13 protein-coding genes are annotated in these 12424 nt (G+C 69.9%); 6 read left to right on the top strand and 7 right to left on the bottom strand.

The genetic code is table 11. The annotated features are described in order from the left end of the window. Positions 1 to 44 precede the first annotated feature (44 nt). The 7 genes from hutI to ACWGE0_RS22275 all read right to left on the bottom strand — a co-directional run bounded on the left by hutI (position 45) and on the right by ACWGE0_RS22275 (position 8350). The gene (hutI, locus tag ACWGE0_RS22245; protein ID WP_452262808.1) at positions 45 to 1178 is read right to left on the bottom strand and encodes an imidazolonepropionase; all 1134 of its coding nucleotides are present in this window, start codon (positions 1176 to 1178) and stop codon (positions 45 to 47) included. Further along, the gene (locus tag ACWGE0_RS22250; protein WP_452262809.1) at positions 1175 to 2452 is read right to left on the bottom strand and encodes a formimidoylglutamate deiminase; all 1278 of its coding nucleotides are present in this window, start codon (positions 2450 to 2452) and stop codon (positions 1175 to 1177) included. Before ACWGE0_RS22250 ends, hutI begins: the two co-directional genes overlap by 4 nt. After that, entirely contained in the window at positions 2449 to 3618 is a 1170-nt protein-coding gene (locus ACWGE0_RS22255) for an allantoate amidohydrolase (RefSeq protein ID WP_452262810.1), read from the bottom strand. The genes ACWGE0_RS22250 and ACWGE0_RS22255 overlap by 4 nt, the downstream gene beginning before the upstream one ends. Further along, the gene (gene hutU, locus ACWGE0_RS22260) at positions 3618 to 5273 is read right to left on the bottom strand and encodes a urocanate hydratase (protein WP_452262811.1); all 1656 of its coding nucleotides are present in this window, start codon (positions 5271 to 5273) and stop codon (positions 3618 to 3620) included. Before hutU ends, ACWGE0_RS22255 begins: the two co-directional genes overlap by 1 nt. After that, positions 5270 to 6778 carry a histidine ammonia-lyase gene (gene hutH, locus ACWGE0_RS22265; RefSeq protein WP_452262812.1) on the bottom strand — a complete coding sequence of 503 codons (1509 nt, stop codon included), beginning with the start codon at positions 6776 to 6778 and terminating at the stop codon, positions 5270 to 5272. Before hutH ends, hutU begins: the two co-directional genes overlap by 4 nt. 94 nt (positions 6779 to 6872) lie before the next feature. Then, a complete protein-coding gene (locus ACWGE0_RS22270; RefSeq protein ID WP_452262813.1) occupies positions 6873 to 7826 on the bottom strand; it encodes a hypothetical protein in 954 nt (317 codons plus the stop codon). Next, entirely contained in the window at positions 7823 to 8350 is a 528-nt protein-coding gene (locus tag ACWGE0_RS22275; protein WP_086668405.1) for a SigE family RNA polymerase sigma factor, read from the bottom strand. The genes ACWGE0_RS22270 and ACWGE0_RS22275 overlap by 4 nt, the downstream gene beginning before the upstream one ends. 113 nt (positions 8351 to 8463) lie before the next feature. On the opposite strand from ACWGE0_RS22275, the gene ACWGE0_RS22280 reads away from it, so the two are divergent. The 6 genes from ACWGE0_RS22280 to ACWGE0_RS22305 are packed head-to-tail and all read left to right on the top strand — an operon-like array spanning position 8464 to position 12399. Then, complete coding sequence (locus ACWGE0_RS22280) at positions 8464 to 9249, top strand: IclR family transcriptional regulator (protein WP_452262814.1); 786 nt, start codon at positions 8464 to 8466, stop codon at positions 9247 to 9249. A gap of 36 nt (positions 9250 to 9285) precedes the next feature. Continuing rightward, a complete protein-coding gene (locus ACWGE0_RS22285) occupies positions 9286 to 9723 on the top strand; it encodes a MarR family winged helix-turn-helix transcriptional regulator (RefSeq protein WP_452262815.1) in 438 nt (145 codons plus the stop codon). Positions 9724 to 9734: 11 nt separating this feature from the next. Then, positions 9735 to 10571 (top strand): haloalkane dehalogenase, encoded by an 837-nt coding sequence (locus ACWGE0_RS22290; RefSeq protein ID WP_452262816.1) that lies wholly within the window; start codon positions 9735 to 9737, stop codon positions 10569 to 10571. 9 nt (positions 10572 to 10580) lie between these two features. Beyond that, positions 10581 to 11579 carry a GNAT family N-acetyltransferase gene (locus ACWGE0_RS22295; RefSeq protein ID WP_452262817.1) on the top strand — a complete coding sequence of 333 codons (999 nt, stop codon included), beginning with the start codon at positions 10581 to 10583 and terminating at the stop codon, positions 11577 to 11579. Beyond that, the gene (locus tag ACWGE0_RS22300) at positions 11576 to 11908 is read left to right on the top strand and encodes a GNAT family N-acetyltransferase (RefSeq protein WP_452262818.1); all 333 of its coding nucleotides are present in this window, start codon (positions 11576 to 11578) and stop codon (positions 11906 to 11908) included. Before ACWGE0_RS22295 ends, ACWGE0_RS22300 begins: the two co-directional genes overlap by 4 nt. Then, on the top strand, positions 11896 to 12399 hold the full coding sequence (locus ACWGE0_RS22305; protein WP_452262819.1) for a hypothetical protein: 504 nt from the start codon (positions 11896 to 11898) through the stop codon (positions 12397 to 12399). The genes ACWGE0_RS22300 and ACWGE0_RS22305 overlap by 13 nt, the downstream gene beginning before the upstream one ends. The last annotated feature ends 25 nt before the right edge of the window (positions 12400 to 12424 follow it).

Here is a 12424-nt window from a genome sequence, read left to right on the forward strand (position 1 = left end):
CCCTCCGCCAGTAGGCCCACACGAAGGGTAATGAGACGGCGGTCTCAATTGGTTCGTTCGCCCCGACGCCACACCGAGTAGGTCAACGGGACTCCCGGCCGGTACGCCAGATGCGTGATCGAGGGCGCGTCCAGCACGTGCAGATCTGCCCGCGCACCAGGGCGGATCACCCCGACGTCGTCCCTGCGCAACGCCCGCGCGCCACCCGCCGTCGCCGACCAGACCGCTTCCTCGACGGTCATCCGCATCTGCAGGACCGCTGTCGTCACGCAGAACGCCATCGACGAGGTGTAGGACGAACCGGGGTTGCAGTTGCTGGCGAGCGCGACCGTGGCACCGGCGTCCAGGAGGGCACGCGCGGGTGGCAGGGACTGGCGGGTCGAGAGGTCGCACGCCGGAAGCAGCGTGGCGACGGTGTCCGACGACGCCAGCGCGTCGACGTCCGCCTGCGACAGGTAGGTGCAGTGGTCGACCGAGGCGGCACCTAGCTCCACGGCCAGCCGCACGCCGGGGCCTTCGCCGAGCTGGTTGCCGTGCACGCGCAGGCCGAGGCCCTTCTCCTGGGCGGCCACGAGCACGGCCTTCGACTGGTCGTAGTCGAAGGCGCCCTTCTCGCAGAACACGTCGGCCCAGCGCACGAGAGGTGCGACGGCGTCGAGCATCTCGCCGCGGACCAGATCGACGTAGGTGTCGGCGTCCTCGCCCGGCGGGACCAGGTGGGCGCCGAGGAACGTCACCTCGTCGGCGTGCTCGGCGGCGATGCGGGCACTGCGGACCTCGTCCTGGACGTTCAGGCCGTAGCCGGTCTTGGTCTCCACGAACGTCGTGCCCTGCTTCAGGGCCTCGGCGACGTGCTTGCGAACCACCTCGGACAGTTCGGCGTCGGTGGCCTGCCGGGTCGCGTTGACCGTCACCGCGATGCCGCCCGCGGTGTAGGGCTTGCCGGCCATGCGCGCGCCGAACTCGGCGGTGCGGTCGCCCGCGAACACCAGGTGCGTGTGGCTGTCGACCCAGCCGGGCAGCACGGCACGTCCCTCGACGTCGACCCGTTCGTCCGCCGCCGGGGCCTCCGACGCCTGACCCACCCACGCGATCTGCTCGCCGTCGATGATCAGCGCGTCGCCGGTGGCCTCGCTGTTCGTCGTCAGCTCGCCGATGCCGGTGATCAGCACGCTCATGCCCACAGCTCCTCGATCGCGTCCGCCAGCAGCCTGCCGACGTCTCCCAAAGTCTCGTGCACGCCACCGCTGGCGACCACCCGGCCGCCGACCACCACGGTGTCCACATCGGACGCCGTCGCCGACAGGAACACCTGCTGCGGCAACGAACCCGCGGTGCGCGGTGTCGAACAGCTGATCGCCACGAGGTCGCACGCCGCGCCTGGTTCGATGCGGCCCCCTTCCGGCCATCCCAGTGCGGAGTGCCGGGTGGCGGCCCGCAGCAGTTCTGCCGGCGAGAAGCGACCGCGCTGGCCGGTGCGGAGGCGTTCGTTGTGCTCCAGCGCGCGAGTTTCCAGCAACGGGTCGATCACCGCGTGCTGGTCACTGCCCAGCGACAACGGGCTGCCCGCGTCGGCCAGTTCGCGCGCCGGCCCGATGCCGTCGGCGAGGTCGGCCTCGGTGGTCGGGCAGAAGCACGCGCCCGTGCCCGTGCCGCCGAGTGTTGCGATGTCCTCGGGCGTCAGGTGCGTGGCGTGCACGGCCGTGGTGCGCGGTGAGAGGGCACCGGCTTCTTGGAGCAGGCCGGTCGGGGTGAGCCCATAGGCCGCGAGGCAGGCCTCGTTCTCCGCCGGTTGCTCGGAGAGGTGGATGTGCAGCGGAGCGTCGGGGAACGCCTGCGCCACCACGGAAAGCTCTGCCCGTGGGACCGCGCGGACGGAGTGGATCGCGGCACCGACCCGCATCACGTCGTCGGACTTGAGTTCGGCCACCCGGCTCGCCCACGCCTCGGCGGTGCCGTCCGAGAAGCGTTGCTGGACCTCGTTGAGCGGTTGGTCGATGCCGCCCGCGAGGTAGCAGGTGTCGAGCAGGGTGAGCCGGATGCCCGCGTCACTCGCGGCTTCCCTCAGGGCGTATCCGAACTCGTTCGACCTGTCGTGCACGTAGTGGAACTCGCCGACGCTCGAGACGCCGGCGAGCGCCATCTCGCCGTAGACCGCGCGGGCGAGGCGGTAGTAGGACTGCGGCGTCAGCTTGGACGCCAGCGCGTACATGCCTTCGCGCCACGTCCAGAACGTCCCGCCGCCGTCGTGCGTGCGTCCTCTGAGCGCGCGGTGGAAAGCGTGCGAGTGGGCGTTCGCGAAGCCCGGCACGACCACGCCGTACAGCCTGCGCACACCCAGCGGAATGGTGTCCACTGTGGACACCTTCGCGATCGTGCCGTTCTCGACCCGGATCAGCACCCGCTCGGCGAGCCCGTCGGGCAACCAGGCCCGCTCGCACCAGAAGTTCATGAGCCGAGGTGTTCGATCGTCGCGGCCAGTGCTTTGACACCTTCGTCGACGTCGGCCTGCTCGGCGAACTCCTCCGGCGCGTGGCTCACGCCGGTCGGGTTGCGCACGAACAACATCGCCGTCGGCACGTACGCGGCGAGGATGCCCGCGTCGTGCCCAGCGCCGGTCGGCAACGCCGGAACGCCACCGAGTGCGCCCGCGATGCCGTCACGCAGCCGCGCGTCGAAGTGCACCGTGTCGCCGTAGGACTCCTCGGTGATGTTGACCTCGCAGCCCTCCTCCTTCGCGGCTTGGTGAGCCGCTTCGGAGATCTCCGCGACCATCGCACGGGTGCGCGCGTCGTCGCTCTCCCGCGCGTCGAGCCAGACGTCCACAGTGGACGCGATGACGTTGGTGCCGCCGGGGTTGGGGACGAGCCTTCCCACGGTGGCACGCCCGCCGTCCCTGGCAGCCTTGCGCGCTGCCAGGACGAGTTGTGATGCCGGGAGCATCGGGTCTTTGCGGTCTTCGATCAACGTCGCGCCGGCGTGGTTGCCCTCGCCTGCGAACGTGAAGCGCCACCGGCCGTGCGCCAGGATGCTGGACGCCACGCCGACCGGAACCGTCAGGCCGCGGCCCTGTTCGACGTGCAGCTCGACGAACTGGCCGATGCGCTTGAGGGCTCGCTGGTCCTTGCCGACCAGGTCCGGGTTGTACCCGGCGGCCTTCATCGCCTCTGCCAGCGTGATGCCGTCCGGGTCCTTGAGGTTGAGCGCCTTCTCCGGGGAGATGGCGCCGGTCAGCAGGCGGGAGCCCAGGCAGGCCACGCCGAACCGGCCGCCTTCCTCCTCGGCGAACACCGTGATGGCGAACGGCCGGGCGGGCTTGAACCCCTTGGCCTGCAGGAGATCCACAGCTTCGAGTGCGCTCGTGACGCCGAGCGGGCCGTCGAACGCGCCGCCGCCGGGCACCGAGTCGAGGTGGCTGCCGGTGATGAGCGCGTTGTCGCCGCGCTCGCCCCACCACGCCCAGAGGTTGCCGTTCTGGTCGGTCTCGACGTTCAGGCCGCGCTTGACGGCCTGCTCGACGAACCAGTGGCGGAGCTCGAGCTCCGGCTTGTTGTAACCGTGGCGGGAGTAGCCGCCACGCTTGAGGTCGCGTCCGACGTCCGTGATCTGGTCGAGCATCAGCCCTCCATCGGAATGCGAACGCCCTTGTCGGCGGCCACCGTCTTGGCCTCGTCGTACCCGGCGTCCACGTGCCGGATGACGCCCATCCCGGGGTCGTTGGTCAGCACGCGCTCGATCTTCTGCGCGGCGAGCTCGGTGCCGTCCGCGACCGTCACCTGCCCGGCGTGGATCGAGCGGCCGATGCCCACCCCACCACCGTGGTGGATCGACACCCAGGTCGCACCCGAGGCCGTGTTGACCAGGGCGTTGAGCAGCGGCCAGTCGGCGATCGCGTCGGAACCGTCGGCCATCGCCTCGGTCTCGCGGTACGGGGAGGCCACCGAGCCGCAGTCGAGGTGGTCGCGGCCGATCACGATCGGCGCGGACAGCTCGCCGGACGCCACCATCTCGTTGAACTTCAGGCCGGCCAGGTGCCGTTCGCCGTAGCCGAGCCAGCAGATGCGGGCGGGCAGGCCCTGGAACTCGACGCGCTCGCCGGCCATCTTGATCCACCGGTGCAGCTGCTCGTTCTCCGGGAACAGCTCCAGGATCGCGGCGTCGGTCTTCGCGATGTCGGCCGGGTCGCCGGACAGCGCCGCCCAGCGGAACGGGCCCTTGCCCTCGCAGAACAGCGGCCGGATGTACGCGGGCACGAAGCCGGGGAAGGCGAACGCGCGGTCGTAGCCGCCGAGCTGGGCCTCGCCGCGGATCGAGTTGCCGTAGTCGAACACCTCGGCGCCGCGGTCCATGAAGCCGACCATCGCCTCGACGTGCGCGGCCATCGACGCCCGCGCCCGGTCGGTGAACTCCTCCGGCTTGGCGGCGGCGTACGACGCCCAGTCCTCCAAGTCCACGCCGACAGGCAGGTAGGCCAACGGGTCGTGCGCGGAGGTCTGGTCCGTCACGATGTCGACGGCGACCTCGCGGCGCAGCAGCTCCGGCAGGACCTCGGCCGCGTTGCCCACGACACCAACGGAAACGGCCTCACCGGCGGCCTTCGCGGCCAGCACGCGCTCGATCGCCGAGTCCAGGTCGTCAGCGACCTCGTCCAGGTAGCGGGTCTCCAGACGACGCTGCGCGCGGTGCGGGTCGACCTCGATGCACAGCGCGACGCCCTCGTTCATCGTCACGGCCAGCGGTTGCGCGCCACCCATGCCGCCGAGGCCCGCGGTCACCGTCAGCGTGCCGCGCAACGTGCCGTTGAAACGTTTGGTGGCGACGGCGGCGAACGTCTCGAAGGTGCCCTGCAGGATGCCCTGGGTGCCGATGTAGATCCACGAACCGGCGGTCATCTGCCCGTACATCGTGAGGCCCTCGGCCTCCAGGCGGCGGAACTCGGGCCAGTTCGCCCAGTCCGGCACGAGGTTCGAGTTCGCGATGAGCACGCGCGGCGCCCACTCGTTCGTGCGCATGACACCGACCGGACGACCCGACTGCACCAGCAGCGTCTCGTCGGCCTCCAGGTTCTTGAGCTCGCGGGTGATCGCGTCGAACGACGGCCAGTCGCGCGCGGCCTTGCCGGTGCCGCCGTAGACGACGAGGTCCTCCGGGCGCTCGGCGACGTCCGGGTCGAGGTTGTTGTGGAACATCCGCAGTGCGGCTTCGGTCGACCAGTTCTTCGCGGTCAGCTCGGTGCCGCGGTCAGCGCGAACAACGTTTGCAGCGTCTTTCACTGAAGTGCTCCACTTCGAATCAGGGCCTCGGCGGCGGCGATCTCGGGGGCGAGGTGGCGGTCGGGTCCGGGTCCGGCGACCGTCTCGCGCAACTTCGCCACGGCGGCGGCCGTCGCGGGGGCGGGCTTGAGGGGCGCGCGCAGGTCGAGCGCCCGCGCGGCGGTGAGCAGCTCGATGGCCAGCACGGTCGTGAGTCCGTCCACGGCCTTGCGCAGCTTGCGGGCGGCGGACCAGCCCATCGACACGTGGTCCTCCTGCATCGCGGAGGACGGGATCGAGTCGACGGACGCCGGCACGGCCAGGCGCTTGAGCTCGGACACGATCGCCGCCTGGGTGTACTGGGCGATCATGTGGCCGGAGTCGACGCCGGGGTCGTCCGCGAGGAACGGCGGCAGGCCGTGCGAACGCGAGACGTCGAGCATGCGGTCGGTGCGGCGCTCGGCGATGGACGCCACGTCCGCGAGCGGAATGGCGAGGAAGTCCAGCGCGTAGGCGACCGGTGCGCCGTGGAAGTTGCCGTTCGACTCGACCCTGCCGTCCGCCAGCACCACCGGGTTGTCGATCACCGACGACAGCTCGCGGTCGGCCACCGTCGCCGCGTACGCCACCGTGTCGCGCGCGGCGCCGTGCACCTGCGGGGAGCAACGCAGCGAGTACGCGTCCTGCACGCGGGTGCAGTCGGGGCCACGGTGTGACGCCACGATCTCGGAACCGCGCATGAACGCGAGCATCCGCGCGGCGCTGACGTTCTGGCCGGGATGCGGGCGCAGCGCGTGCAGCTCCGGCTCGAAGACGCGGTCGGTGCCGAGCAGCGCCTCGACGGTCATCGCGGCGGTGAGGTCGGCGATGTCGAGCAGCCTGGTGAAGTCCGCGATCGCCAGCGCCAGCATGCCGAGCATGCCGTCGGTGCCGTTGATCAGCGCGAGGCCTTCCTTCTCGGCCAGCTGCACCGGTTCGATGCCCGCTTCGGCGAGCGCCTCGGCCGCCGGGACGAGCTCGCCCCGTGCGTTGCGGACCATGCCCTCGCCCATCAACGCCAGAGCGTTGGCCGAGAGCGGCGCCAGGTCGCCGGAGCAGCCCAGCGAGCCGTACTCGTGCACGATCGGGGTGATGCCGGCGTTCAGCATCCCGGCCATCGCGTCCACAGTGGACAGCCGGACGCCGGTGTGGCCGGTGGAGAGGGTGCGCAGCCGCAGCAGCATCAGCGCGCGCACGACCTCGCGCTCGACCTCGGGACCCGAACCGGCGGCGTGCGAGCGGATCAGCGACCGCTGCAGCTGTGCACGGCGGTCCGGCGGGATGTGCCGGACGGCGAGCGCGCCGAACCCGGTCGAGACGCCGTAGGTGGGGCGTTCGGCCGTGGCGAGCTTTTCGATGTGGCCGCGGGCGGTGGTGACCGCCTCGCGGGCCGCCTCGGTGATCGTCACCGGGGCACCGTCGCGGGCGACGGCGTGGACGTCCTCGAGGGTCAGCGGCTTCGGACCCAGCTCCACCGGTTGTGTCATGCAGACATCACAGCGCTCCGGGGCCGACTCAGCGACCCCGGAGCGCGCGATGGTGTCTGGTACCCCAGACAGGGTGGTTGCCAGGCGGGCGGGACTACAACCCGCGACCGATCCAGTTCGTGTCCGGGTGGTCCATGTGCTGCATCGACACCCGGTTGGCCGCGTCGAGCAGACTGTCCGTGCTCTGCGAAGCACCCGACACGGTGAGCCACAACCCGCTGTCCTGCACCACGAGCGCGCCGCTGGGGACGATCGCGCCCTGCTTGCCGCGCACGGTCACCGGAGTGCCGGACGTCTGGGCCGGCGCGCTGGTCGCGAGGGTCACCACGAACTGCTCCGAGCGCCACTGGGACGTCCACCGGGTGAGGGTGCTACCCCAGATGTCGCTCGCCGGCCTGCCGTCGAGCGAGAACGGCGCCAGGTAGCTCAGCTTCGCGTCCGCGCGCACCGAGTCGGCGACGCGCATCGCGGTGTCGGTTCCGTTCGTCTCCCCACGAACGGACACGCTGAGCACGTCCTGCGCCTGCCACACCAGTTCAGTGGTGGGGCCGGGCGACTGGCCCTGGACCGTGCGCGCCCACGCCTTCAGGCCGCGGACGCTGGTCTCCAGCCATCCGCTCAGGTCGGGCAGGTTCTTGAGGTTACGGAGACTGACGCGCGGGTCGCCGGTCTGCTGCGTCGGGTCCTTCTCCTTGATGCTCGCCGGCACCCACACGCGCGTGGTCTCGTCACCGACGCTGCGGAACGTCTCGACGTAGCCGTCGGGCAGCCAGTGCGGCGTGTACTTGATCGCGACGCTCTGGCCGTTCGTCGGCATGAGCGCGGCGGCCGCGTCGTTGGTGTTCGGCGGCGTGTACCTGTCGCTCGCGATGACGCCCGCGAAGATCAGGACGGCGACGGCCGCCATGGAGGCGGTGGCGATCATGAAGACGTTGTTCCGTTGCCTTTTCCGCTTGCGCCGCAAGGCGTTCAGCGTCGGCCCCGGATGCGGAGTGCGTTCGGCCAGCTGGCCGAGTGCCTCCTTGATGAGCTGTTCGGTGTCGTTCACGACAGGCCCTCCCCGAGCCGCAACCCGACACCAGCGGGTTCCGGCGTGTGGTCCAGGCGGAGTGTGGCCAGCGCACGCGAGATGTGGCTGCGCACGGTTCCCTCGGCACAACCGAGCATCTGTGCGATCTCCGAGTCCTCGTAGTTCTCGTAGTAGCGGAGCACGACCGCGGCCCGCTGTTTGCGGGGCAGCTTGGCGATCCGCTGCAACATTGCTTCCCGCTCGTCGTAGTGGTGCGTCGTGTCTCCGACGGGCGGGGTGACGGACTCCAGCGTCGTCATGCAGAGGGCGACGTCCTTGGCTGCCCTGCGCCTGCGCCACGAGAGGTACTCGTTGGTCACCATGCGCTTGACGTAGGCGTGAGGGAGGTCGACGGAACCGATGCGATCCCACTTCTGCTGCGCACGCAGCAGCACTTCCTGGACCACGTCCTGGGCCAGGTGCGGGTCACACGTGAGCACGGTGGCATAGCGCAGCAACGGGGTCACCTGTTCTGCCACGAAGTCATCGAAACTCGGTGTCAATCCCGACCCCCTTCAAAACCGTCACGTCCCTACAACGCACGTGCGGGCTGTTCTGTTGAGTGTGCACTGATGGCGGAACGGCGTGGGCTGGATCACGTGGGAAAATCACTGTTGTGGGCAGCAGCAGTGACGTTCCCGCGCTGCGGCGAGGTCTCTCGGTCCTGCGGCTGCTTGCGGGCAGGCCGGGTCCGGTCTCCGCGGCGTCGGTGGCGCGCGAACTTAATCTGCCCAGGTCAACGACCTACCACCTGCTGTCGGAGCTGACCGAGGCAGGGTTTGCGACCCACTTCCCGGAGGAGAAGCGCTACGGCCTGGGCGTCGCGGCCTTCGAACTCGGCTCCGCCTACCTGCGCCACGACCCGCTGGAACGGCTGGCCCGCCCGTTGCTGCGGCGGCTCGCCGACCGGATGGAGAAGGTCGCCCACCTGGGTGTGCTGAACGGCGCCGAGGCCCTCTACCTCGTGCGCGAGCAACCCCGGCAGCCGCAGACGATCGTGTCCGACGTCGGCGTGCGCCTGCCCGCACACCTGACGGCGTCCGGCCGCGCGATGCTGGCGCACGTGTCTCCGGCGCAGGTCAGGGCACTGTTCCCGTCCGTCGCGTCGTTCGTCGACCGGACCGGGCGCGGACCGCACAACCTGCCCGCGTTGCGCCGGCTGCTGACCTCGGAACGCCGTCAGGGCTGGGCGGTCGAGGACGGATTCGTGACCGCGGGGTTCGCCTCGGTGGCGGCGCCGGTGTTCGACCACGGCGAGCGCCCGATCGCGGCGATCACGCTGACGTTCCGGCACCTGTGTGACACGCCCTGCGGCCAGACGTGGCCCGAACTGGCCAAAGAGGTCCGCAAGGCGGCCGACGAGCTGACGACCCGGATCGGCGGTCACGCAGCTTCGGGATAGTAGCCATGTACATAGTAGCCATGTACCGTATCTGCCATGAGCAGTGCGGGAGCGACGCCTGGGCACCTCGTGTGGCGTCTGGCGATGAAGTGGCGAGTAGCAGTTGACCGGGCGTTGGCGCCCCACGGCCTGACGCACGCCCAGTACGTGGTGCTGGCGTCGTTGGTGGCCATCGACCAACCGCCTTCGCAACGCGAGCTGGCCGACTTCACCGGCCTCGAGCCGTTGTACGTCTCGAAGCTGGCGCGCGCGCTCGACGCCGAGGGCCTCATCCAGCGCACCCGCGACACCACAGACACCCGGACCGTGCGCCTCACGCTGACCGACCGCGGACACGAAGTCATCGTGCCCGCCATCGCGATCGTCGGCGCCCTGCTGGACCGCCTGCTGGCGCCTCTGGGTGGACGGTCCGACGACCGCACGGCGGCCCTCTCTCGCGACCTCACCGCGCTGCTCAACGTCCCACTCGACTGAGGAGCCTTCCGATGCCCGTTGTCCCCGTTCTCGACTCGACCATGCACTACGAAGAGTCCGGCACCGCGCCGTTCGTCTTCCTGCACGGCAACCCCGCCTCGTCGCACATCTGGCGCAACGTGCTGCCGGAGTTAGGCGGCTTCGCTCCCGACCTCATCGGCATGGGCCGCTCCGGCAAGCCCGACATCCCGTACTCGTTCGCCGACCAGGCCCGCTACCTCGACGCGTGGTTCGACACCCTCGACCTGGACCAGGTCGTCCTGGTCGGCCACGACTGGGGCGGTGCGCTGGCGTTCGACTGGGCGGCCCGGCACCCGTCGCGCGTCGCGGGCGTCGCCTTCTTCGAGACGATGGTCAGGCCCCTGAAGATGACCGAACTCCAGCCCGCCGCCCAGGAACGGGTGCGCAGGCTCCGCACTCCGGGCCTGGCCGAGGAACTGGTGGACGAGTTCGTGCAGAAGGCGTTCACCGGCGGTGTGCGCACGCCGGTCTCGGAGGAGGACATGGCGGTGTACCTGGCGCCGTTCCCCGACCGGGAGAGCCGCCGTCCGGTGCTGGCGTGGGCACAACAGCTGCCGGTCGACGGTGAACCTCCGGCGCTCGTGCCCCGCATGGAGGCCTACGGCGCCTGGCTCGGAGCTTCCGCAGAGGTGCCGAAGCTGTTGGTGACCTTCGAGAACGCGCCGACGTTGCTCATCGGGCCGGAACTCACCGAGTGGTGCCGTTCGAACATCGCCGCGCTGGACGTCGTTTCCGTCGGCGAGGCCGGACATCACGCGCAGGAGGACCGGCCGAAGGAGATCGCGGCCACCATCGCGGCCTGGGCAGAGCAGCACGATCTTGCTTAGATCGGACGCATGGGGGTAACAGTCGACGAGTTCGACCCGACGCACGCGTCCGAGGCCGAACTCCACGTTTTCCACGAAGTCATGACCGCCCGATACGCGGACGACCGGCCGAGGTGGACCGCACCGACCTACGACGAAATCCTGTTCCGGCTGCGCACGCCGTTCCAGGGGCTGGGGCCGGCCCACCGGTGGTCGGCCCGCCTCGACGGTGAGATGGTCGGGTTCGCCGAACTGCTCGTCCCGGACACCTGGGAGCACGCGGCGCTGTTGGAGCTCGTGGTGCACCCGCGGGCCCAGCGCCAAGGCGTCGGCAGTGCGCTCCTGCAAGCGCTGCTGCCCGAGGTCGAAGCCCGCGGCCGCACCCAGGTCGAGGGCTGGCAGATCACCAGGGACAGCGCCGGCGCCCAGTGGGCAGCCAACCGCGGATTCCGGACCATCAACGCCACCATCCTGCAGAGCCTGACGTTCGCCGAGGTGGACAGCACGCTCTGGGACGTCTCAGTCCCATCTGGCTACCGGCTGGTGCAGTGGACCGGCCGCACACCCGACGACCTGCTTGCCGCCTACTCCACCGCCCGCAACGCGATCCACGACGCGCCCACCGGCGAGCAGACCATGCCGTCACCGCGATGGACGCCCGAACGGACGCGAGGAGCGGAGGCGGACTACCTCAAGCGCGGCGCCGAGCAACGGGTCGTGGTCGCCGTGCACGAAGCCAGCGGTGCAGTGGCGGGCATGACCGAACTCGAACTGCACAGCGGACGCCCGCACCGGGCGTTCCAGCAGGAAACCTCCGTGGTGCCGGCGCATCGCGGTCGCGGGCTGGGCCGCTGCATGAAGGCGCACATGATCCGCTGGGTGCGGTCGGACCGGCCTGTACTGCGGGAGATAGCCACCGGTACGAGCGCCGAGAACGCTCACATGGCGCGGGTCAACCACTCGATCGGTTACGTCACGATCGGCGAGATGATCGCCGTCAACGCCGTCGTTGAGGAGCTGCGGTCATGATCGAGGAGCTGGATTTCGCGTCCGCTTCCGAGAACGACCGGCACGGCCTCTACGAGGTCTTGGCAGCTTGGGCGGTTGAAGGCGTACCAGGCAAAGAACCGCCGCCCTACGAAGCTTGCGTCGCCAGATGGGAGGCGCGCGACGACATCGGTTTCGAGCCACCGCGCTTCGTGGTCGCGCGAGAGGACGAGGAGATCCTCGGCTACGGCCAGGTGCAGGTCTCCGAGGCCGAAGCCAACGCGCACCTCGCCATCGCCACCGTCGTGGTGCTGCCGCAACATCGCCGCCGGGCATCGGCACGGCCTTGCTCCGCGCCGTGCCGTCGTTGATGAACGGCCAGACCGTCGTCGAGTCCTGGAGCGTGATCAAGGGCAGCCCCGCCGAGCCCTTCGCCGCCGCCCGCGGGTTGCGGGTCGTCACCTCCATGACGAGGCAACGGCTGGCGCTCACCGAGCCGCCCGAGGTCGGCGAGCTGCCACCCGGCTACGAGCTGGTCACCTGGAAGGGTGCAGCACCGGAGGAGTTCGTCGGGGCGTACGTCGACGGGCTCAACGCGATCGCGGACGCACCGTTCGGCGAAACAACGCTCGATCATGCGCACAACACGGTCGAGAGCATTCGGCGTGAAGAGGCCGAAGCTGTCGCGGATCGGTGGGTGATCAAGGCGCGAATGCTGCACAACTTGGCCGGCGTCGAAACCATCTACACCCGCACCAGCAGCGAGAACTCTCACATGCTCCGCGTGAACCACTCGCTGAGCTACGAGGACACCTACGTCTACATGGCCGTACAAGCGAAAACCGCTGACCTGCAGCCATAAGGGCTGCGGGCCAGCGGTTCTCAGC

This window comes from Lentzea sp. NPDC054927, assembly GCF_053610285.1.

Excerpts from the sequence above, each read along its gene's own strand:
- ACWGE0_RS22255 (WP_452262810.1), bottom strand. The coding sequence starts at position 3,618 with ATGCTCGACCAGATCACGGACGTCGGACGCGACCTCAAGCGTGGCGGC.
- ACWGE0_RS22250 (WP_452262809.1), bottom strand. The coding sequence starts at position 2,452 with ATGAACTTCTGGTGCGAGCGGGCCTGGTTGCCCGACGGGCTCGCCGAG.
- ACWGE0_RS22300 (WP_452262818.1), top strand. The coding sequence starts at position 11,576 with ATGATCGAGGAGCTGGATTTCGCGTCCGCTTCCGAGAACGACCGGCAC.
- ACWGE0_RS22295 (WP_452262817.1), top strand. The coding sequence starts at position 10,581 with ATGGGGGTAACAGTCGACGAGTTCGACCCGACGCACGCGTCCGAGGCC.
- ACWGE0_RS22285 (WP_452262815.1), top strand. The coding sequence starts at position 9,286 with ATGAGCAGTGCGGGAGCGACGCCTGGGCACCTCGTGTGGCGTCTGGCG.
- hutI (WP_452262808.1), bottom strand. The coding sequence starts at position 1,178 with ATGAGCGTGCTGATCACCGGCATCGGCGAGCTGACGACGAACAGCGAG.
- hutH (WP_452262812.1), bottom strand. The coding sequence starts at position 6,778 with ATGACACAACCGGTGGAGCTGGGTCCGAAGCCGCTGACCCTCGAGGAC.
- ACWGE0_RS22290 (WP_452262816.1), top strand. The coding sequence starts at position 9,735 with ATGCCCGTTGTCCCCGTTCTCGACTCGACCATGCACTACGAAGAGTCC.